Below are 22,983 nucleotides of genomic sequence, written 5' to 3'. Positions count from 1 at the left end.
GTTGCCGCCCGCGAGAAACCTCCGCCCAGGCGCGCGGCCGCCTACGACGACGGGAGTACCGAGGCACTAGCCGTCTACGCGGAACTGCGTAGAAGCCGCCGTCCGCCGGCGGAGGCCGCGCCCGCCTCGACCACGCGAGGATCGAGTCCGTGAAGCACCGCCCAGGCGCTCGCGCTCCTCACCGGTGCCTCGGCCGGCCCAGGCCGAGCCACCGCGACGCACATGCCGCGGGCGCCCATCGTCCGGTCGAAGGGATCCTCCATGTCTGTCCTGGTCGCACTTGCCGCACAGGTGGTCTCGCCTGTCTGTACGACGCCGGCGGAATGCGCGGGCCAGGGTGTCGATACCTTCCTCGGCACCCCTGCGCGGATCTGGGCCAGCGTGGCCGCATCGGTGGCGCTCGGCGGCGTGATCATCGGCTGGCTCGCGCTGCGCTCCGCCCGCCGTGCCGGCGACGCCGGAAGCAGGGCGGGCATCGTGGCGCTGGCGGCGGGGTTGATCGGCGGGCTCAACGGCGCGGTGAAGCTGGCCGTCGCCGACGGTGGCCTCGGCACCGGCAACGGCGTGTTCGGGGCGGCCGTGGCCCTGGTACTGGGCCTGGCCGGTGCGGTCCTCGGCGGTCTGGCTCTGGCCCGCTCCCGCCGCGCCGAGCCGAGCGAGCGGCTGACCGCAGCCGAGACGAGCCCGCGACCGCCCACACCGTGATCGCGGGTGATCGGTCGCGGCGGGCGGTCGGTTTCTGAGCGCCGGATCCCGCCTCTGGCCGTGACGCTCCGGTGTCCCCGGGAGGGGCCGGGGACACCGGAGACTCAAGCCGGCCGCCGCGCCTCGCTCAGGCCGGCCGCCGCGCCTTTCAGGTCAGCCGCTGCGCCTTGCTCAGCAACCGTTGCGCGACCACCACGAGCGCCAGGAACAGCCCGCTGACCACCTGCTGGAACGCCGACGTCAGATTGCCGACCTGGTTGATCAGGCTCTGGATGACGCCGAGCAGCAGCACGCCCGCCACCGACCCGGTGATGCCACCCGCGCCGCCGGTCAGCAGGGTGCCGCCGATGACCACGGCGGCGATGGCGTCCAGTTCGAGGCCGATGCCGAGGATCGTCACCCCGGAGGAGAGCCGGGCGGCGTTCAGCGCGCCCGCCAGGCCGGCCAGCAGGGCGGACATGACGTACACGTACACCTTCGTCCGGGCGACGGGCACGCCCATCAGGGCGGCGGCCTGCTCGTTGCCGCCGATGGCGTAGACGTTCTGGCCGAAGCCGGTGCGCTGCAGCAGCACCATCGCGGCCAGGGCGAGGACGGCGGTGATGTAGACGGGGTAGGACAGGCCGAGGATCTCGCCCTGGCCGAGCGCGGCGAAGGCGCGGTCCTTGACCAGGTACGTGGTCGCGCCCTCGTCCGAGATCGCCAGCATCAGGCCGCGCACGCCGAGCAGCCCGGCCAGGGTCACGATGAACGGGGCCATGCCGGTGCGCGCGATCACCAGTCCCTGCAGCAGGCCGACGACCCCGCAGACCGCGAGCGGCAGCAGCAGCGCGACGAGCATGCCGTACTGCGACCCGTACGCCGCCAGCACCCCGCCGAGGACGAACAGCGACCCCACGGACAGGTCGATCCCGCCACTGATGATCACGAACGTCATGCCGATCGCGATGATCGCCAGGAACGAGGAGGAGACGACCACGCTGGCGGCGTTCGCCGGCGTGGCGAAGGAGTCGAAGGCCAGGCTGCCGACGATCACCAGCGTGCCCAGCACCATGACGGCGCCGTGCTGTTGCAGCGTCCGGCTGAGCTGCTCGCGGTTCATCGGGTCTCCCGCTTCCTGGTGGCGTAGACGGCGGCCAGGATGATGACCGCCTGGACCATCTGGGTCCACGACTGCGGCAGGTTGTGCTTGATCAGCGTGGCCGCGAGGAGCTGCATGAGCAGCGCGCCCATGACGGTGCTGAGCACCCTGATCCGGCCGCCGGTCAGCGGGGTGCCGCCGACGACGACGGCGGTGATCGCCGACAGTTCGATGAACATGCCGAGCGAGGTCGGGTCGCTCGCCTGCAGCCGGGCAGTGGCCAGCACGCCGGCCAGGGCGGCGAGCAGGCCGGAGATCACGTACACGAGCAGCAGCACCCGCCTGACCGGCAGGCCGGACAGCTCGCTGGCCGAGCGGTTGCCGCCGATGGCGACCACCTGCCGGCCGAAGGTGGTGCGCCGCACCACGAACAGCACGATCACGGTCAGCGCCGCCGCGATGAGCACGATCACCGGGATCCCGGCCACGGAGCTGCTGCCCAGGGCGATCAGGTCGGGGTTGCGGAACTCGACCAGCTGCGGCACCAGGACGTTGGCCAGGCCGCGGACGCCGACCAGCAGCGCCAGTGTGGCCACGATCGGCTGCACCCCGACGTAGGCGACCAGCGCTCCCCCGGCGGCCCCGACGACCGCGCCGCCGATCACGGCCACGACCAGGGCGGGCAGCCAGCCGTACCCGAGGTAGAGCACGACGAGCGCGGCGGCCAGCGCCATCACCGAGCCGACCGACAGGTCGATGCCCTGGGTGCCGATCACCAGCGCCATGCCGAGCGAGACGATGACGATCGGGGTCACCTGGACGAGCTGGGTGCGGAAGTTGGAGGCGTCGAGGAAGTGGGGGGTGAACAGGACGTTGAACAGCAGCAGCGCCAGCACGGCGGCGTACACGCCGTAGTCCTGCACCCAGGCGAACACCTGCGGCTTGAGCACGGCGACGCGGCCCCGCGGGCCGCCCCGGTCATGCGTCAGCTCGGCCATCGGACTGCTCCGCGATCGTCGCCATGATTCTCTCCTCGGTCACCTCGTCACCCGACAGCTCCCCGACGACCGCGCCCTCGCGCAGCACGAGGATCCTGTCGGCCCCCTCGACCAGCTCCTCCAGGTCGGAGGAGATCAGCAGCACGCCCAGCCCTTCCCGCGCCAGCTCGTCGATCAGCGCCTGCACCTCGGCCTTGGCGCCGACGTCGATGCCGCGGGTGGGCTCGTCCAGCAGCAGCACCTTGGGCCGTACGGCGAGCCAGCGGGCCAGCAGCACCTTCTGCTGGTTGCCGCCGGACAGCTCGGAGACGAGCTGGTGCGGCGAGGCCGCCTTGATCCTCAGCCTCCGCATGAAGATCTCGACGATCCGGTCGATCTTCGCCTCGGACACCACGCCCGCCCGGCCCATGGAGGGCAGGGCGGCCAGGGCGATGTTCTCGCGGACGGACAGGGTGGGGATGATGCCCTCGGCCTTGCGGTCCTCGGGCAGCAGGCTGACGCCCGCCCTGATCGCGGCCGAGGTGGAGCCGGCCCGCAGCGGCGCCCCGGCCACGAGCACCTGCCCGCCGTCCAGCGGCAGCGCGCCGACGATGGCCTTGGCGGTCTCGGTACGGCCCGCGCCCAGCAGCCCGCCGAGCCCGACGACCTCGCCCGGTTTGACGCTGACGTCCACCCCGTCGAGCACGTGCCGCCGGGTCAGTCCCCTGGCCTCCACCACGGGAGCGCCGTTGCCCGATCCCCGCTCGTCTCCTTCGGCGTGCTCGCGGGAGAAGCTGGTCAGGCCCTCGGTGCGGACCTCGTTCTGGTCGCGGCCGAGCATCAGCGAGATGAGCCTGAGCCGTTCCAGCTCGGCCAGCGGCCCGGTGTGCGCGAGGCGCCCGTCGCGCAGCACGGTCACCTGGTCGCAGACGCGGTAGAGCTCGTCGAGGCGGTGGCTGACGTACATGACCGCGATGCCGCTGTCGCGCAGCCGCCTGATCACCCCGAACAGGGTCTCGACCTCGCGCGGCTCCAGCGAGGAGGTGGGCTCGTCCATGATGACGACCCGGGCGTCCACCGACACGGCGCGGGCGAGCGCGACCATCTGCTGCGCGCCGACGCCGAGCGTGCGCAGCGGGCGGCGCACGTCGGTGTCCACGCCGTAGCCGGACAGGACGCGTTCGGCCTCGCCGTACATGGCGGCCGCGTCGATCACCCCCAACCTGCCGCGCGGCTCGCGGCCGAGCAGCAGGTTGCGGGCCACCGACATCATGGGGACGAGGTTGACCTCCTGGTAGATGGTGGAGATCCCGGCGCGCTGCGCCTCCAGGGGGGTGCCGAAGGCGGCGGGCCCTCCCTGGTAGCGCAGCTCGCCCCCGTCCGGCTGGTACACGCCGGTGAAGACCTTGATCAGGGTGGACTTGCCCGCGCCGTTCTCGCCGACGAGCGCGTGCACCTCGCCCGGACGCAGGGCGAGGGACACGCCGTCGAGGGCGAGCACGCCGGGGAAGCGCTTGCTGACGCCTCTTGCCTCGAGAACCGCTTCCAACTCAGTACGCCTCACCGAGGGAGTCCTTGGCGTTGCCCGTGTCATAGTCGCGGTCGGAGATGATCACCTTGTCGGGGATGGCCTCGCCGTTCAGGAACTTCTGCGCGGTCTCGAACGCGAGCGGGCCGAAGCGCGGGTTGGACTCGATGACCGCGTGCAGCCAGCCGTCCACGATGCCCTGGACGGCGCTGCGGGTGCCGTCCACCGAGACGATCTTGATGTCGCCCGGCTCCTTGCCCGCGCCCTTCAGCGCGGTGACCGCGCCCAGCGCCATCTCGTCGTTCTCGGCGTAGATGCCGTTGATGTCGGGGTTGGACTGGATGAGCTGCTCGGTGACCTGCTGTCCCTTCTCGCGGGCGAACTCACCGGTCTGCTCGAACGAGATCGTGATCTCGGGGGCCTTCTCCTTGACCCGGTCCTTGAACCCGTTCGTCCGCTCGGTGGTGACGTTGTTGCCGGGGGCGCCGAGGAGGATGGCGACCTTGCCCTTGCCGCCCAGGGCGTCGATCATGCGGTCGGCGGCGCGCTTGCCCTGCTCGTAGAAGTCGGAGCCGATGAACGTCAGGTAGTCGCTGCACGCCTTGGCGTTGATCTTGCGGTCGACCGTGATGATGGGGATCTTCTTCGCGGCGGCCTGCTGCAGCACCGGCTCCCAGCCGTCGGAGTTGAGCGGCGCGATGACCAGCAGCTTGACGCCCTGGGCGATGAGCTGCTGCACGTCGGTGATCTGCTTGGAGAACTGCGACTGCGCGTTGGTGACCTTGAGGTCGGTGATGCCGAGCTTGGCGGCCTCGTCCTTGATCGACTTGGTCTCCGCGATGCGGAACGGGTTGGCCTCCTTCTCCGACTGGGAGAAGCCCACCGTGGCCGTCTTGAGGTCGAACTTCGTGCCGCCGAACTGCTCCAGCGTGCAGGTCGGGCCGGCCGTGCCCGAAGGCGTCTCGACGACCTGCTGACCGGCCGAGCTGGCCGCGGCGGGCGCGCTCTGCGGCTCCTCGCCCTTGGCACACCCGGCCGCGGTGAGGAGCACGGCCAGGGTCAGCGCGGCTGTCCGGAGATGGGGGGTCATCGCGGATCCTTTCTTACCAGGTGCGGCGCCCGGGCCACAGAGGCCCGGGCGCCGGTGGTTCAGCTGCAGGTGGGGTTGATCGCGCCCGTCAGCGCCTTGTGGGCGTCGTGGACACGCTTGACGTCGGGCTTGGTGATCGCCCTGTCGTACGTCATGAGGCCGTTGATCTCGGTCTCGACGTCGGTCGTCTGGGTGTAGATCGCGGCGCTGAGCTGCTCACAGGCGTGCAGCCGCTCCAGTTCCCCCACCATGTTCACGTAACGGTCGGTGAGGGCCTCGGGGTCGGGCTCGACCGCGTAGCCCCAGCCGCCGCCGGACCAGGTGTGGCCGACCACGGGCAGGGCCAGGCCGCCGTACTCGCCGATGACGGTCGCCCTGGCGCCCTCGGGCTTGCCGGGGTTGCCGGGGCCCGGGTAGATGTGGAAGTCCTTGACGTCGCCGTTGCCGCCGTCCACCGCGCCGCAGCAGTTGACGCCGCTCATGTTGTTCACCAGGCGGCTCGGGTCCCAGCTCTTGACCAGGTCGGCGATACGGGCCTGGTCGTACTGGCCCCAGCCCTCGTTGAACGGCACCCACATCACGATCGACGGGCTGCTGCGGTGCTGGTCCACCATCTCGCGCAGCTCGGCCTCGAACTGCGGCCTGTCGGTGGTGCGGAAGGCGGACGGCATGTCCTGCCAGACCAGCAGACCGAGCTTGTCGGCGTGGTAGTACCAGCGGTCGGACTCCACCTTGACGTGCTTGCGCACGGCGTTGAAGCCGAGCGCCTTGGTCTGCTCGAGGTCGTAGCGCAGGGCCTCGTCGGTGGGCGGCGTGTAGATGCCGTCCGGCCAGAAGCCCTGGTCGAGCGGGCCGATCTGGAAGACCGGCTGCCCGTTGAGCAGCATGCGGTTGCCGGAGAGCGTGATAGAGCGCATCCCGAAGTACGACTCCACCTTGTCCGACTTGAGTTTGACCTCCAGGTCGTACAGGTGCGGGTCGTCCGGAGTCCACAGCTTGGGGTTGCGCACCGGCAGGCGCAGCTCCTTGCCGACCTGGCCGCGGACGGTGCCGACGACTCTGCGGCCGTCCCTGGCGGTCACCGTGGCGGTGCCCTTCGAGCCGTGGACGGTGACGTACAGGGACTGGCCGCGCAGGTCGGGGGTGGTGTCCACGCGGTCGATGCGGTCCTTGCCGACCGGCTCGATCCAGACGGTCTGCCAGATGCCGGACACGGCGGTGTACCAGATGCTGCCCGGGTTGAGCCGCTGCTTGCCGATGGCCTGGGCGCCCTCGTCCGTGGGGTCGTACACGCCGACGACGAGCTCCTGCGGGCCCGAGCGCTTGAGCGCCGCGGTCACGTCCACGCTGATCCGGTCGTAGCCGCCCTTGTGGGTGGCCACCTGCTTGCCGTTGACGTAGATCGCCGCGTCCCAGTCGACGGCGTCCAGGTGCAGCAGCAGCCGCTCACCCTTCCAGGAGCGGGGCACCTCGAACGTGCGGCGGTACCACATGCGCTCCTCGTGCCGGCCGATGCCGGACAGCTGCGACTCCACCGGGTACGGGACCACGATGCGCTCGGCCAGCCGCCGGCCGAACGGCGCCGCCTCGCCCTCCTTGGCCGGGGCGAACTCCCAGGTGCCGTTGAGGCTGCGCCAGCGGTCCCTGACGAGCTGTGGCCTGGGGTACTCGGGCAGCGGGTTCGCCGGGTTCACGTCGTCGGCCCACCGGGTCCTGAGCACGTAGGTGGAGACGTTGACCACGTGCGCGAAGGGGTAGGCGGCCAGCGGGGTGCCGTCGGCGTAGGTGATGCCGCCGTTGCCGTCGTAGGAGGTGCGGACGGTGCTGCCCGCCTTGGACGGGACCGGATATTTCAGCTTCAGCTCGACTACTTCAGGACTTTTCTGGATTGCGGAGGTTACCGGCCAGGAGGCCGCGCCGACCGTGAATCCCAGCTTCGCCGCCGCGTCGGCGGGCAGCGGGGCCAGGGGCTTGGCGTAGGTGAGCGTCGCGACGTCGCCGGCCGCGTTCAGCCTGGCGTCGTACGGGCCGTCCGGCTGGAAGTCGGCCGGCACGGTGAACGCCTCCGCCGGCACGATCGCCTTCGGCTGGCTCGGGCTCTGCCAGCGCAGGCGCAGGTTGGCGCCTCCGTAGTGCTCGAAGTACTCGACCTTGACGTCGTACTTCCTGCCCGCCTCCAGGGCGATCGGGGTGCCGGTCTGCTCCAGGTCCCAGTCGTCCACCCAGTGGTCGATGATCGGCTGACCGTCCACCCACAGGCGGAAGCCGTTGTCGCCGATGATGGAGAAGGTGTAGGTCTCGGAGTACTTCGGCGTGATCTGCCCCGTCCACCTGACGGTGACGTCGTCCTCCCTGCCGGTCAGCAGCTGGAACGTGGGGTTGAGGTCGGCCATCTCGAGGTTCGGGTCGATGATGCTCGCCTTGAGGTCGGCGAAGTCGAACTGGCCCGCCGCCGAGGCGAGGTAGTAGTCGCCGCGTAGCCCGTTCCGCTCGGGAAGGGCCGCGGATCCGGCCGAGGCGGGGGCCGGCGTCTGCCATAACAAGCACATCAGCACGGACAGCAGCAATGCGAGGCGCTTACGCACGGGGGGTTCCTTTCGGAAGGCGCCGATCAGGTTCGGACAGCTTTTGACCCTGACACGCTCCAAAGTAAGCATCAGCGGACCGAGCCGGTCAAGATTTCCGATCAAATTCGTTCGCGTTCGGTCAGAGGTGAACTTCACTTGGCCCGTCGACTATGATCGGGACGTGAGCGACACGCAGAGTGACGGACGCAGGCCCGTGTTCGCCGCTGAACGCCGGCAGCGCATCATCGAACTGGTGCGCGCGAACGGCGCCGTGTCGCTGCGGGAGCTGGCCCAGGCCGTGCACTCCTCCGAGGTGACCGTCCGCCGCGACCTGCGCGCGCTGGAGTCGGAGGGCCTGCTCAACCGCCACCACGGCGGCGCGACACTGCCGGGCGAGCTGTCCCGCGAGGCCGGCTACACGCAGAAGGTGTCACTCGAGTCGGCCGAGAAGGCCGCCATCGCCGACCTGGCCGGCGCCCTCGTCGAGGACGGCGACGCCATCGTGGTCGGCCCAGGCACCACCACCCAGGAGTTCGCCCGCCGCCTGACCAGGCACGCCGAGCTGGCCGTGGTGACCAACTCGCTGCTGGTCGCGCAGGTGCTGTCCGCCTCGCCGCGGGTGGAGGTGATGCTGACCGGCGGCACGCTGCGCGGCTCGATCCTGGCCCTGGTGGGCAGCGCGGCCGAGCACTCCCTGGCCGGGCTGCGGGTGCGCCGGGCCTTCATCTCCGGCAACGGCCTGACCGCCGAGCGCGGCCTGTCCACGCCCAACATGCAGGTCGCCGGCGTCGACCGGGCGCTGGCCGGGGCGGCGGAGGAGGTCGTGGTGCTGGCCGACCACACCAAGATCGGCGTCGACACGATGGTGCAGACGGTCGCGCCCGACCGGATCGACCACCTGGTCACCGACGACGCCGCGCCCCGTGACGTGCTCGACGACCTGAGCGCGCGCGGCGTCCGGCTGCACGTCGCCGAGATCTAGCCCGGTTCCCCCTTTTTTCTTACGCCCGGATCTGATCGAATGTGACAGGCTCGTTACTATAACGTTTCCTACCTCGACCACCATCGAGGCGGAGGCAACCGTGCTGCAGGTCGCTGGCGTTCTCAAGGCGTTCCAGGGTGTCACCGCCCTCGACCACGTCACCATGTCCGTGCGCGCGGGAGAGGTGCACGCCCTCGTGGGCGGCAACGGCGCCGGCAAGTCGACCCTGGTCAAGGTGCTGTCCGGCGTCCACCAGCCCGACGCGGGCGAGCTGCGCCTGCTCGGGGAGCCGGTCAGGTTCGCCGGTCCGGCCGACGCCAGGCGGGCCGGGATCGCCACGATCCATCAGGAGACGAACCTCGTACCGACGATGAGCGTGGCCCGCAACCTGCTGCTGGGCAGGGAGCCCAGGGGGCGATTCGGGCTGATCGACGCCGCCGCCGTGCACGCCCGCGCCGAGGAGACGCTGGCCGCGTACGGGCTCGACGTGGACGTGCGCCGCCCGCTCGGGTCGCTGGGCGAGGGCGCGCGCCAGATCGTCGCCCTGGCCAGGGCCGCCTCGGCGGACGCCCGCCTGGTCATCATGGACGAGCCCACCACGGCGCTCGACCACGCCGAGCTGGCGACCCTGTTCGCGGCCGTGACCACGCTGCGTGAGCAGGGTCGCTCGGTCGTCTACGTCACCCACCGCCTGGAGGAGCTGTACGGGATCTGCGACCGCGTCACGGTGCTGCGCGAGGGCAGGGTCGTGCACACGGGCCCGCTGGCCGGGCTCGACCGGCTGCGGCTGGTCTCGCTCATGCTGGGCCGGCCCTTCCACCCCGTGGAGCCCGCCACCCAGCACGGCGAGCCCGGCGTGCCCGGCGACGTGCCGGTCCTGGAGGCCAAGGGCCTGACCCGCCACCACGTCCTGGACGGGGTGTCGCTGGAGATGCGCGCGGGCGAGGTCGTCGGGCTCGGCGGCCTGCTCGGCGCCGGCCGCAGCGAGACGGCCCGCGCCATCGCCGGCGTGCTCCCCGTGGACGCCGGCCAGGTGACCGTGGCCGGGGCGCAGGCGCGCAAGTGGTCGATCAGGAGCGCCGTACGCGCCGGGGTCGGGCTGGTGCCGGAGAACAGGAAGACCGAGGGCATCGTGCCGACCCTCTCGGTACGCGACAACATCGCCCTGGCCGCCCTGCCCCGGCTGTCGCGGGCGGGGATCGTGTCGGACGCGCAGGTGGACAACATCGTGGCCACGTTCATGCGGCGGCTGGGCATCAAGGCCGTCTCCCCCAGGCAGCCGGCCGGCGAGCTGTCGGGCGGCAACCAGCAGAAGGTGCTGCTGGCCCGCTGGCTGGCCATGCACCCCAAGGTCCTGCTGCTGGACGAGCCGACCCGGGGGGTGGACGTGGCGACCAAGCTGGAGATGCAGGCGCTGCTGGACGAGCTGGCCGTGGACGGGCTGGCCATCCTGCTGATCTCGTCGGACGTGTCCGAGCTGGTGGAGAACTGCGACAGCGTGGTCGTGCTCAGGGACGGGGCGATCACCGAACAACTGACCGGCCCCGAGGTCACCGAGGACCGCCTCCTGTCCGCCCTCGCCAAAGACTGACCCGCCGCCACCAGGCACTGACGCTTCCCGTAGTCCTCGCGCAGGACTGATCGGCACCGGACCCGCCCATCGCCGCGAAGAGGTCGGCCGGCGCATAAGATCACCTCATACGGTCCGGTACGACCGGCCGTCCCCGCCGCCGTGGCGGCCCCGGCCCGAGGGGAGCATCTCATGAGCATCAGTCCTCAGCAGCTGCGCGACCTGGCCGCCCGTGCCGAGGCGCTGGCCACCGAGGTGCGGGCGCTGTGCGACAGCGCCCCTGCGGCGGCGGCCGAACGCGACCCCCTCCAAGCCGCCCGGCACGCCGCCGGCTGGCTGGACCGGGGCGGCGAGGACCTCCAGCGCGCGGCCGGCGACCTGGCCAGGATCCGCTCCCTGCTGGAGCGCCGGTGCGGCATCCCGTGGGGCGTGTGCCCCGAGCACGGCAACACCCTGTCGTACAGCGTCAACGTCACGACCTGCCGCGTGTGCGGCCGCACCTGGGAACGCGACCGGCGCGGTCAGCCGTGCCAGGAGCGGGTCACCTGGAAGGTGACGGACCGGGCGGGCACGGTGACGACCATGTGCGACGGCCACGTCCTCGGCGCCCGCGCCACCACCCAGGGCGCCACCTTCACCCGCCTCGACGCCGAACTCTCCCAGCCGTGAGCCCGGTCAGGGGGCCCTCCTGAGCTGACGAAGACCCGGACCGCGCCCACCAACCGTGAGCCCCACCGGACCCGACGGAAACCGGGCCTCCTCCCCCAGCCCGAAGCCCGGCCGTGACCCCGGCATGAGGCGGCGGAGACCGGTCCGCGACCAACGGCCCTGCCCCGGGTCAGGCGCGACCAGTCCCCAGAGCTGGTCCGGCCCTGGGCCGAATCGCGATCAGGCCCCGTCCTCGACCCGACCGGATCACCACGCGCCGACCCGCCGGGCGTTCAGCCTGCCGGGCAGGTCGTACAACCCGAGTCATCAGAGGGCGCGGGCGAAGAGGGCGCGGAGGGTGGTGAAGTGGCGTTCGCAGGCGGCCTCGTCGTACATCGACGTGTCCGACATCGAGTAGCCGTGCGGCGCTCCGGCGTACACCTCGTTGGCGGCGGTCAGGCCGGCGTCCTTGAGCGCCCGTCCGAGCCTCTCGACGGCCTCCGGGTCCATGGACGGGTCGTTGTCGGCGTGACCGAAGACGAACTCGGCTCGGGCTGTGGCAAGGCTCAGGTGCGGGCTGTCGGGCGCGTCGGTGGCCAGGCCGCCGCCGTGGAAGCCGCCGACGGCGCCGACCTCGGCGGGGTGGGCGCCGGCCGCCCGGATGGCCAGCCGCGCCCCCATGCAGTAGCCGGTCACTCCCACCGGCCCGGCGGACACGCCGTCCTGGGCCCGCAGCGCGGCCAGGTAGCTCGCGTTGTCGGCCGTCACCCGCTCGGTCGTCAGCGAGCCGATCCGCGGCCCGACGGTCGCGAAGAACTTCTCCCGCTCCCCCGGCAGCCGCAGGTCACCCGTCGGCGAGGTCTCCGCGGCGGTGCCCTCGCGGTAGAAGATGTTGGGCGCGAGCACGACGTAACCCCAGCTCGCGATCCGGTCGGCCATCTCGTGGATCCTGGGACGCAGCCCGATCGCGTCGATGAAGAACAGCACGCCCGGGTGCTCGGCGGAGTCGTCGGGACGGGCCAGCCAGGCTTCCGCCGTGCCGTCGGGACCGGGAATCTCGATCATCATTTCGCACTCCATGGCAAAGAGGACTCATCAAGCACGCCCGGACACCGCCATCACGCGGGCACGGCGACGCGGCGCAGCAGGCCGGCGGAGAAGCACGATGCCGACGCGCCCACCGTATCCCGCGCCGCGACGCACGCGAGCCGGGCGAGGTGAGCCACCGCGGCAGGATCGCCGTCGGATCCAGGCCGGCCCGTACGTCATCTCGGTCGCCGGCTTCTTCACCTACCTGCTCATCGCGCTCATCATGCGCGACCCTCCAGACGGAGGCGGCGGCCACGGTGACGACGGCGGGGACGGAGGCGAGTAGCGCACGGCCGCCCCTGACCAGGGGTTCACGTGGCAAGACGGCCGTGCGCCTCAGTACACCGAGATGTGCGGGTGGTCGTAGTGGTTGGCGGTGGTGCCGCCGCGGTCGGACATCGTCCGCCAGCCGCCCGTGCGGGTGTGCCAGATGCGCTGCCGGTAGATGATGTACATGATGCCGAGCCGCCTGGCGTTCTTGATCGCCCAGGCGGCGATCTCCTCGCCGCGTTTCAGCTCGGCGCCCGACGGCAACGCGCCGCCGCGGCTCAGCATGAAGTCGCAGGCACGCCCGAGTGGATGCTCGCCGCCGTCCTGGATCGCCCGGTAGCACCCGATCCCGTACGGCACCTGGAAGCGCTGCTGAATGAGCTCCTTGACCAGCCGCATGCGGGGTGTGACGTTGTCCGTCCCGGCGGGCAGCTGGGGCACCCAGGTGCCGTCGGGGCGGCGCACCCCCGGGGCGGTGTAGAGCAGGTCGATCCGGTCCTTGATCTTCTCGATCTGCTTCTCGGCCTTCTTCTTGCGCTTCTCCAGCTCCTCGGTGCTCGCCTGGAGTTCCTCGGTACGGGCGGCGGCGTCCTGCTCTGCCTGGCGGCGGTCGTCGCGTACCCGGGCGTAGCCGCTCAGCCTGGCGTCCTGGAGGTCGATCATGTGCTGGGCCAGCGCCATCCGGGCGAGCAGCGCCGACGGGTCGCCCTCGGAGGTGAGCAGGCCGGCCGTGCCGGGATCGCCGCCGATGTACTTGGCGAGGGCCATGGCCCGCAGTTCGGTGGACTGGCGGTCGTAGACCTCCTGGGCGGCGGCCAGCTTCTCGCGCGCCGCCTTCTCCGCCCGCTCCGCCTTCTGCCCGGCGACGCGGCTCTCGTAGTAGTCGGCGATGAACTTGTCCGAGTCCTTCTGCAGCTCGGCCAGTTCCTTCTTCAGCTGCTTGGCGGTGGGCTTGGGGGCCGCCTGTGCTGAAGCCGCCCGCTCCGGGGCCGCCGCGAGCAGCAGCACCAGGGTGAGACAGGCGAGGGTCGTACGGGCCGGGGCGCGCAGCCGGTCGGCAGAGGACGCAACCGCCACTCTTCTCCTTACCCTGGGGCACGCAGGGCAGGTTCCGGTCACGAGCTATTCGGGCCGGGGGCCGCCCTCTATTCGACGCACGATAGTAGAGATCACGCGTTCCGGCATGCAATCACGATTTTCCGGTATCGCGTCCTTTGCGCGTTCTGCGGGCCACGATCTGCCGTCCGAGCAGCACCGAGCCGGGCACCACGAGGAATCCCAGCAAGCTGGTGCCCAGGCCGAGCCCGACGTCGGCGTCCACCAGCCCGTCGCCCTCGCCGCCGAGCACCGGCAGGCCGAGTGACACGCTGACCGACAGGGAGATCAGCGGCTCGCGGCCGGGCGGGTTCGTCGCGGGAGGCTCGGGCGGCTCGTCGCCGGTGCCCGGCGGATCGTCGTCAGGGGGCGGCGTGACGGGCGGTGTCGCCGGCGGCGTCGTGCGGGTCCTGGTGGGCGGGCTGGACCGCGTCGGCTCGCGGGTGGGCTCCCGGGTGGCGGTGGGGCGGCTCGTGCGGGTGCGCGTGGGCCGGCTGGTCGGCCGGGTGGCCGGCGGCGGGGTCGCGACCGGCCGGCCCGTGGTGGGTCCCGCCTCGGACGGCGGATCGGCCGGCGTGGGGCCCGAGGTGCGGCCGGGGGTGAAGTCCGGGGTGGCCGGATCGGAGGCGGCCGGTTCCGTCGGCTCGGGCGTGCCGGACTCCTGCGCGGAGGACGCGGTGGGCGCGGCGGTGAACGGCGGAGCCGACGTGGCGGGCGGCAGGGCGCTGCCGGTCCCCGGCCCCGGGCCGTCCCCGAGGATCACGAACGCCGACACCACGGCCGCCGCCGTGGCCACCACCAGCCCACCGGTCATCGCCAGCTTGCCCACGGGCGAGAGCGTGCTCTGCGCGAGGCTCGTGGCCGTGCCGCCGTCACCTTCCACCCCGCCGCTTCCCGCGCCGCCGGCCGCCGCGCGGGCATCCGGCAGCAGGGCGGCCAGCGGCAGGAGCAGGATCCCGAGCCCGGCCCGTCCGCGCCGCTCCCACTCCTCCCCGTACGCCTCCCGTGCCGTCTCCTCCAGCCTGGCCAGGAACGCCTGCGCCGACTCGGGCCGCGCCGAAGGGTCCTTGGCCAGGCCGTGCGCGAGCAGCGGGCGCAGCGGCTCCTCGACGTCCTCCAGCGGCGGCGGCACGTGCTGGTGCTGGTAGGCGAGGGCGGCGACGTTCTCGCCGTGGAAGGCGCGGTGGCCGGTCAGGCACTCGTAGAAGACCAGGGCGGCGGCGTACACGTCGGTCGCGGCCCCGGCCGGGGCGTCGTCCCACTGCTCGGGCGCCATGTACGGCGGCGTCCCCGCCAGCTCGGCGTTCTCCCCGAAGCGGGCGGCCACGCCGAAGTCGACGAGCTTGCTGTCGCCGTCCTGCGTGATCATCACGTTCTCCGGCTTGAAGTCGCGGTGCACGACCCCGTGCCGGTGCGCCTCCGCCAGCCCGAGCAGCGCCCCCTTGAGCACCACCAGCGCCGCCTCGGGACCGGTCGCGCCCTCGTCCGCCAGCAGCCGCCGCAGCGTGACGCCGTCGACCAGCTCCATCACGATGACGGCGTCGTCGCCGGATTCGACGTAGTCGAGCACGCGGGCGGTGTGCGGGCTGTCGATCTCCTTGATGAGCTGGGCCTCGGCGCGGAAGCGGGTCACGAAGCCGGCGTCCTGGCGCAGCGGGGCGGACAGGTGCTTGACCGCGACGGCCAGCCCGTCGGAATCGCGCACGGCGAGCATGACCCGGCCGGTCCCGCCATGACCGAGTTCCCGGATCTCCGTGTAGCCGGGAACCTCCATGATGGGGACCTCCTGACCGGATAAAGATCCTGATGTCAGGACGTTATCCCCGCGTCACACCGGGTGTCGACCCCTTCGCGGGAGCAGCCGCCGGACATGCCGGAATCGGTATTCCACGATGATCCATAGGAGATCCGGGTCCGCGAGACCGGGTCAGGAAGGCGGGTCCGAGGGGAGGGGGCGGGCCTGAGCGGGCGGGCGGAGGTCAGGCGGCGGGGCGGAGCAGGTGAGCGGGGTCAGGCGGCGGGGAGGGGACGGGCGGGGTCAGGCGGCGGGGCGGAGGGGGAGGGCGGTCAGGAGGTTCCGGACGTTGCGGGCGGCCGTGCGGCCGGCTCGGTTGGCGCCGGTGGTGCTGGCCGAGGGGCCGTAACCGACGAGCTGGAGCCGGGGTTCCCTGATCACCTGCGTGCCGTCCACCCGGATGCCGCCGCCCGGCTCCCTCAGCTTGAGCGGGGCGAGGTGGTCGAGCGCGGAGCGGAAGCCGGTGGCCCAGACGATCGTGTCGGCCGCCACGTACGTGCCGTCGTCCCAGACCACCCCGTCCGCCACGATGCGGCCGAACATCGGCAGCCGGTCGAGAGCGCCCTTCGCCAGCGCCTCGCGGACGACGACGCTGTAGGTCAGGCCGGTCACCCCGACGACGCTCTGCGGCGGCAGCCCGGCGCGCACGCGCTCCTCGACCATGGCCACGGCCTCCCGCCTGGCCTCCTCGCCGAAGTCGTCGTCCCTGAAGACGGGCGGCCGCCGGGTGACCCAGGCGGTCGCGGCGGCCACGCCGGCGATCTCGGACAGCACGTGCATCGCCGACGCCCCGCCGCCCACCACGACCACGCGCCGCCCCGCGAACTCGGCCGGTCCCCGGTAGCCGGCGTAGTGGAGCTGCCGGCCCGCGAAATCGGCCGCGCCGGGATGGTAGGGCCAGTACGGGCGCGTCCAGGTGCCGGTGGCGTTGACGACCGCGCGGGCGGCCCACCGCCCCGCGTCCGACTCGACCAGCAGCCGGCCGGCGTCCAGGTGGCCGACGGCGGTGACCTTGGCCGGGCGCACGACGTCCAGCCCGATCTCGCGCTCGTAGCCGGCGTAGTAGGCCGGCACCGCCTCGGCGGCGGGACGCCCGCCGTCGGAGCCGGGCGTCCTGGGCACGCCGGGCAGGTCGAAGACGCCGTGCACCTTGTCCATGGTCAGCGAGGGCGAGCGGTGCCGCCACGCCCCTCCCGGCCCTTCGGCCGCGTCGAGGACGACCGGCTCGAACCCGAACCGGCGCAGGAAGTACGCGCTGGACAGGCCCGCCTGCCCGGCGCCGATCACCACGACCTCGCTGCTGTGCTCCACGATCGGTGCAACCACACCGCCCCGCCGCCTCTTCCCGCGCGCGGACGGGAACCCCGGCCTGGACGGGCTCCGCGTCCGCCGCCGGCCCGGGCTCCCGACCGCGCACAGCAGCGGATCGTCAGGAGCGCGGTGGCACCGGGGCGGTCGAGCCGCGGACGACCAGTTCCGTCGCCAGCTCCACATGATGGGAGTCGATCCGCTCCCCCGCCGCCAGCCGTAACGCCGTACGCAGCGCGACCCCGCCCATCTCCCGCAGCGGCTGCCGGATGGTCGTCAGCGGCGGCGAGGTCACCTGGGCGATCTGGGTGTCGTCGAACCCCACGATGCTGAGGTCCTCGGGGATGCGCAGCCCGCGCGCCCGCGCCGCCTCCATGATCCCGACGGCCATCTCGTCGCTGCCCGCGAAGATCGCCGTCGGGGCGCGCGGCAGGTCGAGCACCGCCGCCCCGCCCGCCACCCCGCTGTGGTAGCGGAAGTGGCTGGAGCGCACGTAGCCGGGCAGCACGGGCGCGCCCTCGGCCTCCATGGCGGCGCGGTAGCCGTGCAGCCGCGCCTGGTTGCAGGCGGCGGTGGCCGGGCCGCCGATGTAGGCGATGCGCCGGTGCCCCAGGGACAGCAGGTGGTGGGTGGCGGCCAGGCCGCCGGCGAAGTTGGTCGAGCCGACGCTGGTGACGCGGGTGCGCGGCAGGTTGAGCGGGTCGATGAGGACGAGCGGCAGCCGGGCCCTGGCCAGCGCGGCGGGCTGCCCGGCGGTCAGCTCGCCGGTGACGGCGATCAGCGCGCGCCGCCCGGCCGCGACCAGCTCGCGGGCCCAGGCGGTGGTGCGCTCGGTGCCGCTCCTGATGCTGACCACGATCCCGACGCCCTCCTCGGCGCCCGCGGCCACCGCGCCCTGGACGATCTCGGTCGAGTACGCGTTCAGGTCGGTGTCGAACTGCACCTCGACGGTGGCCAGCCCGGCCGGCTCGCGGCGGGGGGCGGGCGCGACGTACTCGTGCTCCTGCAGCAGCGACTGCACCAGCGACCGGGTGGCGGGCGAGACGTCGCTGCGGCCGTTGAGCACCTTCGAGACGGTGGCGACCGACACACCCGCCGAGGCCGCCACCGTCGCCAGCGTGGCCCGTCTAGGACTGGGCGGCATCGGCACCCCCCTGCCTGCTGCCGTTCGCTCCCTCGATCATGGTCTCGATGGCGTCGGTTCTCCCGTTCTCGATCTCTACGGTGGTCACGAGCCGCCGGTCGTGGCCGACGTGGCGGGCCGGCCCGGTCAGCCGGACCGTGCCGCGGCAGGGCAGGTCGGCCGCCGAGGTGCCGGCCAGCACCTCGATGTCGCCGGGCTCGACGACGCGGCGCAGGTCGCGGCCGGTGAACGCGGTGCGGTCGGCGTGCACGCCGAAGCTGACCCGCGTGCTCTCCCCGGGTTCGAGCCGGACTCTGGCGTAGCCGGTGAGCTGCCGGACCGGCCGGGTCACCTGGGCCACGACGTCGCGCAGGTAGAGCTGGACGACCTCCTCGCCGGCCCGGCCGCCGGTGTTGCGCACGGCGAGCGAGACGGTGAACTCCCCGTCGGTGGGCACCTCGGTGTCGCTGATCCGCAGATCGGACAGCTCGAAGGAGGTGTAGGAGGCGCCGTGGCCGAAGGGGAACAGCGGCGTCGGGTCGAGGTTGCTGATGCCGTGGCTGTCGGCGCCCAGCGGCGGCTGCAGGTAGGTGCCCGGCTGCCCGCCGGGTGTGCGCGGGATCTGCACGGGCAGCCGGCCGACCGGCTGGACCCGGCCGGACAGCACGCCGGCGATGGCCGCTCCGCCCTCCTCGCCGGGCATGAACGCCTGGACGAGCGCGGCGGCCGACGCGTGCACCTCGCCGAGCGCGTACGGACGCCCCGAGACGACGACCACGACGACCGGCGTGCCGGTGGCGGCCAGCTCGGCCAGCAGGTCGGCCTGCGCGCCGGGCAGCCGCAGGTCCTCGGCGTCGCAGCCCTCGCCCGAGGTGCCGTGCCCGAACAGGCCGGCCAGGTCGCCCACCACGGCCACGCACACGTCGGCCTCGCGGGCGGCGGCCAGCGCGGCGGCGAAGCCGGAGCGGTCGTCGCCGCGCACGTCGCAGCCCCGCTCGTAACGCAGCTCGGCGTCCGGCAGCTCGCGCGCGAGCGCGTCGAGCACGGTCGGCGCGTCGAGGCCGAGCCCGAGGCCCGGGTGCCGGGGCAGGACGTGGTTGGGGAAGGCGTAGCAGCCCATGAACGTCCGCGGGTCGTGGGCGGCGGGCCCGACGACGGCGACGCGGCGGGGCGCGGTGCGGCCCTCGCCGAGCAGCGGCAGGGCGCTCCCGGCGTCGAGCAGGATGATCGACCGCTCGGCCAGCTCCCTGGCCAGGGCGCGGTTGCCCGGCGAGTCGAGGTCCACGGACTCCGCGCCGGCGACCGAGTCCTCGGGGGTCCAGCCGGGGTCGAGCAGCCCGAGCTCGGCCTTCTGGGTGAGCAGGCGGCGCACGGCCCGGTCGATCAGCGCCTCGGGCAGCTCGCCGCGGCGCACCGCTTCGGCCAGGTGCCGGCCGAAGCCGAGGGTGTCGGGCAGTTCGACGTCGATGCCGGCGCTGAGCGCCTGGACGCCCGCTTCAGCGGGGTCGGCGGCGACGTGGTGCATGGTGGCCAGGAACGGGACGGCCCAGTAGTCGGAGACGACGGTGCCGGTGAACCCCCACTCCTCGCGCAGCACCTCGGTCAGCAGCCACGGGTCGGCCCCGGCGGGGACGCCGTCGACGTCGGAGTAGGAGTTCATCACCGAGCGGGCGCCGCCGAGCGCGATGGCCGCCTCGAAGGGCGGCAGGATCATGTCCATCAGCTCGCGCCGGCCCATCGGCACGGGGCCGTGGTTGCGGGCGGCGCGCGAGGCGGAGTAGCCGGCGAAGTGTTTGAGCGTGGCGATGATCCCGGCGCTCTCCAGGCCGCCCACGTAGGCGGCGCCGAGGGTCGCGACGAGGTACGGGTCCTCCCCCATGGTCTCCTCGACCCGGCCCCACCGGTAGTCGCGGACCACGTCCAGCACCGGCGACAGCCCCTGGTGCACGCCCACGGCCCGCATGTCGCGGCCGATCGCGGCGGCCATCCGCCGTACCAGCCCGGGGTCGAACGTGGCGGCCCAGGCGATGGCCGCGGGGTAGACGGTGGCGCCGTAGGCGGTGAAGCCGGTCAGGCACTCCTCGTGGACGATCGCCGGGATGCCCAGCCTGGACGCCTCGACCACGGCCCGCTGCAGCCGGACGACCTCGGCCGCTCCCTGGGCGGCGGTGAGCGGGGCGCTGCCGTGGACGCGGGTGAGGTGACCGAGCCCGTCACGGACGGCCTCTTCCAGGGGGACGGTGCCGGAGGCGGCGAACACGTCCTGCATGGGGGCCACGTTGAGCGTCTCGGGCTCCGGCCCCGCGCCCGGGTCGGGGGCGGGATCCTGATCGGGCTCCAGCATGTCGTTGCCGATCCACCGGCTGCCGAGCTGGCCGATCTTCTCCTCCAGGGTCAGCTCCGCGAGAAGGGCGTCGACGCGGTCGGCCACGGCGAGCGCCGGATCCTGCCATGGGCCCAGGGCCCGGTCCGTCGTGGGGGTCCGGTCTAGAGCCGTCATCTACTGCACTCCTTAAAGAGGTGCGGCGCTGTCGCAAGTTTTCGAAATGTTTCGAGACTGTGACCGACTTGCCGCGCCGAACCTTCATCATCCGAAGCGCCAGCTGAAGGCGTGCGCGAGAGTACCTTACACGCGCTCGCCGGGATTTCCAGGGCTTCGTTGATCGACAAGGTCTTGACACCCTTATTGCCGAAACCTAGATTGGCGAACCCCGCGGTCATGTCGAAAATGTTTCGATGAGCTGACACGAGGAGGGGTGGAAGAGTGGCATCGCCGCGATGCCGTTCCACGACCGCCGGCCATCTCATCAGTTGCGCATCCAGTGACCAAACGCGCCGCGACCCCCCGGCCCGCGGCATTCGAGTACGGAGATCAGCGTGGAGCCCAGCACAACGTCTCGCCGCACTTTCCTCAGCCTCTCCATGGGTCTTCCCCTGGGAGCCGCGCTCGCCGCGTGCGGCAGTTCAGGACCCACCCAGACCGGCGCGGGCGGAGGCACCGGCGCCACGAGCGGCGGTGGTGGAGGTGGCGGCGGCGCGACCTATTGGTACCTGTCGACGCAGCCACAGGAGGGCGTGCGGACCAGGACGGTCGAGCGGTTCAACAAGGCCAACCCCAACGGCAAGATCACTGGTACGACGTTCCAGAACGACGCGTACAAGACGAAGATCAAGACGGCCATCGGCGCCGGCCAGGCGCCCACCATCATCTGGGGCTGGGGCGGCGGCGGTCTGCGCAGCTACGTCCAGGCCGGCCAGGTCGACGACCTGACCTCGTGGTTCGACCAGAACGCCGCCGTCAAGGACCGGCTGTTCCCCTCGTCCTTCGGCGCGGCCACCATCGACGGCAAGATCTACGCGATGCCGTGCGAGACGATGCAGCCGATCGTCCTCTACTACGACAAGCGCGCCTTCGACAAGATCGGCGCCCAGCCCCCGCAGTCGTGGGGCGACATCATGGACCTGGTGCCCAAGTTCAACGCCAAGGGCATCGCGCCGTTCTCGCTCGGCGGGCAGTCGCGCTGGACCAACATGATGTGGCTGGAGTTCCTCTTCGACCGCCTCGGCGGCCCCGAGGTCTTCCAGGCCGTGTTCGACGGTGAGAAGGACGCCTGGAACAACCCGATCGCGATCGACGCCCTGGGCAAGATGCAGGAGCTGATCAAGGCCGACGGGTTCGTCAAGGGCTTCTCCTCGATCACCGCCGACTCCAACGCCGACCAGGCGCTGCTCTACACCGGTAAGGCCGCGATGATGCTGCACGGCGGCTGGACGTACGGCAGCATGTCCACCGACGGCGGCGACTTCGTCTCCGGCGGCAACCTCGGCTACATGAACTTCCCGCCGATCGACGGCGGCAAGGGTGACCCCGGCAACACCGTCGGCAACCCCGGCCAGTACATGTCGATCTCCTCCAAGGCCACGCCGGAGCAGAAGGAGATCGCCAAGAAGTTCTTCTCCACCGAGCTGATGAGCGACCAGTCCGTCAAGGAGTGGGTGTCGACCGGCGCGGTGCCGATCGTCAAGGGCGCCGACGCCCAGTTCGCCGGCTCCAAGGACAAGGCCTTCCTCGACTTCGTGTACGGCATCGCGGTCAACGCCAAGTCCTTCGCCCAGTCGTGGGACCAGGCGCTCAGCCCGACCGCCGCCGAGGTGCTGCTCGACAACATCTCCAAGCTCTTCCAGATGTCGATCTCGCCGCAGCAGTTCGCCACGAACATGAACGCGGTCATCGGCAAGTGAGCGCGGTAGCGACCGCCACCCGGCCCTCCGCGAAGGCGGGCCGGGGCGGCGGCTCCCTCAGCTGGCTGGCCCTTCCCGCCCTGCTGTTCTTCGTCGCCTTCGGCGTGATCCCGCTCATCGGGGTCCTCGTGCTGAGCTTCACTCAGTGGGACGGGCTCGGCGAGATCCACCTCGCCGGATTCGACAGCTGGCGGGCCGTGCTGAGCGACCCCGGTCTCCCGCACGCGCTGTGGATCACCTTCCTGGTCATGGCGGCGTCCTGGGCGGTCCAGACGCCCGCGAGCATCCTCATGGGCGTCTTCCTTGCCGGGCACCAGCGCTATCGCGCGATCCTGTCGGTGCTGTACTTCATCCCGCTGCTGCTCAGCTCGGCGGCGCTGGCGATCACGTTCAAGGCGCTGCTCGACCCGAACTTCGGTCTCGGCGCGGGGCTGCAGATCCCCCTGCTGGTGCAGGACTGGCTGGGCGATCCGGTGCTGGCCTTCAGCGTGGTCATCTTCGTGGTGTCCTGGCAGTTCATCCCGTTCCACTCGCTGATCTACCAGGGCGGCGTGCGGCAGATCCCGCGTTCCATGTACGAGGCCGCGGAGCTGGACGGCGCGGGCCGCGTCCGCCGCTTCTTCAGCATCACGCTGCCGCAGCTCAAGTACACGATCATCACGTCGTCGACGCTCATGGTGGTCGGCTCGCTGACCTTCTTCGACCTGATCTTCGTGCTCACCGCGGGCGGTCCCGGCGACGCGACCCGGGTGCTGGCCCTGGACATGTACAAGCGCGGCTTCCAGGCCAACCTCATGGGGCCGGCCAGCGCAATCGCGGTCATCCTCGTCCTCGTGGGCCTCGTCCTGGCGCTGCTGCTGCGCCGGCTCGGCGGCCGCGACTCCACCCACAGCCAGCTCGAAGGGGCCTGACG

At 72.0% G+C, this 22,983-nt stretch carries 18 protein-coding genes; 7 read left to right on the top strand and 11 right to left on the bottom strand.

Annotated features, from left to right (window positions below):
* Window positions 1-261: 261 nt before the first annotated feature.
* Complete coding sequence (locus B0I32_RS10750) at window positions 262-705, top strand: DUF6223 family protein (protein WP_106237329.1); 444 nt, start codon at window positions 262-264, stop codon at window positions 703-705.
* A gap of 148 nt (window positions 706-853) precedes the next feature.
* Here the strand turns inward: B0I32_RS10750 and B0I32_RS10745 are convergent, their stop codons facing one another.
* From B0I32_RS10745 to B0I32_RS10725, 5 genes are read right to left on the bottom strand one after another with little or no spacing between them, the layout of a single operon-like run.
* A complete protein-coding gene (locus B0I32_RS10745) occupies window positions 854-1,807 on the bottom strand; it encodes an ABC transporter permease (protein WP_106237327.1) in 954 nt (317 codons plus the stop codon).
* The gene (locus tag B0I32_RS10740) at window positions 1,804-2,784 is read right to left on the bottom strand and encodes an ABC transporter permease (RefSeq protein ID WP_106237325.1); all 981 of its coding nucleotides are present in this window, start codon (window positions 2,782-2,784) and stop codon (window positions 1,804-1,806) included. The genes B0I32_RS10745 and B0I32_RS10740 overlap by 4 nt, the downstream gene beginning before the upstream one ends.
* Window positions 2,765-4,312: a sugar ABC transporter ATP-binding protein gene (locus B0I32_RS10735; RefSeq protein ID WP_245955746.1), complete on the bottom strand. Its 1,548-nt coding sequence runs from the start codon at window positions 4,310-4,312 to the stop codon at window positions 2,765-2,767. The genes B0I32_RS10740 and B0I32_RS10735 overlap by 20 nt, the downstream gene beginning before the upstream one ends.
* Window position 4,313: 1 nt before the next feature.
* Window positions 4,314-5,381, bottom strand: a complete 1,068-nt coding sequence (locus B0I32_RS10730; RefSeq protein WP_106237320.1) for an ABC transporter substrate-binding protein — start codon at window positions 5,379-5,381, stop codon at window positions 4,314-4,316.
* 59 nt (window positions 5,382-5,440) lie between these two features.
* Window positions 5,441-7,966 carry a PA14 domain-containing protein gene (locus tag B0I32_RS10725; RefSeq protein WP_219911727.1) on the bottom strand — a complete coding sequence of 842 codons (2,526 nt, stop codon included), beginning with the start codon at window positions 7,964-7,966 and terminating at the stop codon, window positions 5,441-5,443.
* Window positions 7,967-8,129: 163 nt separating this feature from the next.
* Here B0I32_RS10725 and B0I32_RS10720 point away from each other — a divergent pair, with 163 nt between their 5' ends.
* The 3 genes from B0I32_RS10720 to B0I32_RS10710 all read left to right on the top strand — a co-directional run bounded on the left by B0I32_RS10720 (window position 8,130) and on the right by B0I32_RS10710 (window position 11,169).
* Window positions 8,130-8,930: a DeoR/GlpR family DNA-binding transcription regulator gene (locus B0I32_RS10720; RefSeq protein WP_219911726.1), complete on the top strand. Its 801-nt coding sequence runs from the start codon at window positions 8,130-8,132 to the stop codon at window positions 8,928-8,930.
* Window positions 8,931-9,030: 100 nt separating this feature from the next.
* The gene (locus B0I32_RS10715; protein WP_245955745.1) at window positions 9,031-10,521 is read left to right on the top strand and encodes a sugar ABC transporter ATP-binding protein; all 1,491 of its coding nucleotides are present in this window, start codon (window positions 9,031-9,033) and stop codon (window positions 10,519-10,521) included.
* A 171-nt stretch (window positions 10,522-10,692) separates the two neighbouring features.
* The gene (locus B0I32_RS10710) at window positions 10,693-11,169 is read left to right on the top strand and encodes a hypothetical protein (RefSeq protein WP_106237317.1); all 477 of its coding nucleotides are present in this window, start codon (window positions 10,693-10,695) and stop codon (window positions 11,167-11,169) included.
* A 306-nt stretch (window positions 11,170-11,475) separates the two neighbouring features.
* Here the strand turns inward: B0I32_RS10710 and B0I32_RS10705 are convergent, their stop codons facing one another.
* Window positions 11,476-12,216, bottom strand: a complete 741-nt coding sequence (locus B0I32_RS10705; protein WP_106237315.1) for a dienelactone hydrolase family protein — start codon at window positions 12,214-12,216, stop codon at window positions 11,476-11,478.
* A gap of 97 nt (window positions 12,217-12,313) precedes the next feature.
* Here B0I32_RS10705 and B0I32_RS10700 point away from each other — a divergent pair, with 97 nt between their 5' ends.
* Window positions 12,314-12,523 carry a hypothetical protein gene (locus B0I32_RS10700; protein ID WP_106237312.1) on the top strand — a complete coding sequence of 70 codons (210 nt, stop codon included), beginning with the start codon at window positions 12,314-12,316 and terminating at the stop codon, window positions 12,521-12,523.
* A gap of 50 nt (window positions 12,524-12,573) precedes the next feature.
* Here the strand turns inward: B0I32_RS10700 and B0I32_RS10695 are convergent, their stop codons facing one another.
* From B0I32_RS10695 to B0I32_RS10675, 5 genes are all read right to left on the bottom strand, one after another.
* On the bottom strand, window positions 12,574-13,584 hold the full coding sequence (locus B0I32_RS10695; protein WP_245955744.1) for a coiled-coil domain-containing protein: 1,011 nt from the start codon (window positions 13,582-13,584) through the stop codon (window positions 12,574-12,576).
* A gap of 112 nt (window positions 13,585-13,696) precedes the next feature.
* Window positions 13,697-15,376 (bottom strand): serine/threonine-protein kinase, encoded by a 1,680-nt coding sequence (locus B0I32_RS60885; protein WP_106237310.1) that lies wholly within the window; start codon window positions 15,374-15,376, stop codon window positions 13,697-13,699.
* 264 nt (window positions 15,377-15,640) lie between these two features.
* A complete protein-coding gene (locus B0I32_RS10685) occupies window positions 15,641-16,723 on the bottom strand; it encodes an NAD(P)-binding domain-containing protein (protein ID WP_245955743.1) in 1,083 nt (360 codons plus the stop codon).
* A gap of 103 nt (window positions 16,724-16,826) precedes the next feature.
* Window positions 16,827-17,849 carry a LacI family DNA-binding transcriptional regulator gene (locus B0I32_RS10680; protein ID WP_106238197.1) on the bottom strand — a complete coding sequence of 341 codons (1,023 nt, stop codon included), beginning with the start codon at window positions 17,847-17,849 and terminating at the stop codon, window positions 16,827-16,829.
* On the bottom strand, window positions 17,833-20,328 hold the full coding sequence (locus B0I32_RS10675; protein WP_106237304.1) for a glycoside hydrolase family 3 N-terminal domain-containing protein: 2,496 nt from the start codon (window positions 20,326-20,328) through the stop codon (window positions 17,833-17,835). Before B0I32_RS10675 ends, B0I32_RS10680 begins: the two co-directional genes overlap by 17 nt.
* 422 nt (window positions 20,329-20,750) lie before the next feature.
* On the opposite strand from B0I32_RS10675, the gene B0I32_RS10670 reads away from it, so the two are divergent.
* Window positions 20,751-22,070, top strand: coding sequence for an extracellular solute-binding protein (locus B0I32_RS10670; RefSeq protein ID WP_106237301.1), 1,320 nt, complete (start codon window positions 20,751-20,753; stop codon window positions 22,068-22,070).
* Window positions 22,067-22,981, top strand: coding sequence for a carbohydrate ABC transporter permease (locus B0I32_RS10665; RefSeq protein WP_106237298.1), 915 nt, complete (start codon window positions 22,067-22,069; stop codon window positions 22,979-22,981). Before B0I32_RS10670 ends, B0I32_RS10665 begins: the two co-directional genes overlap by 4 nt.
* Window positions 22,982-22,983 lie beyond the last annotated feature (2 nt).

It is taken from the genome of Nonomuraea fuscirosea (genome assembly GCF_003001935.1).
Lineage (GTDB): Bacteria > Actinomycetota > Actinomycetes > Streptosporangiales > Streptosporangiaceae > Nonomuraea > Nonomuraea fuscirosea.
This window is presented reverse-complemented; position numbering and strand designations above follow the sequence as displayed.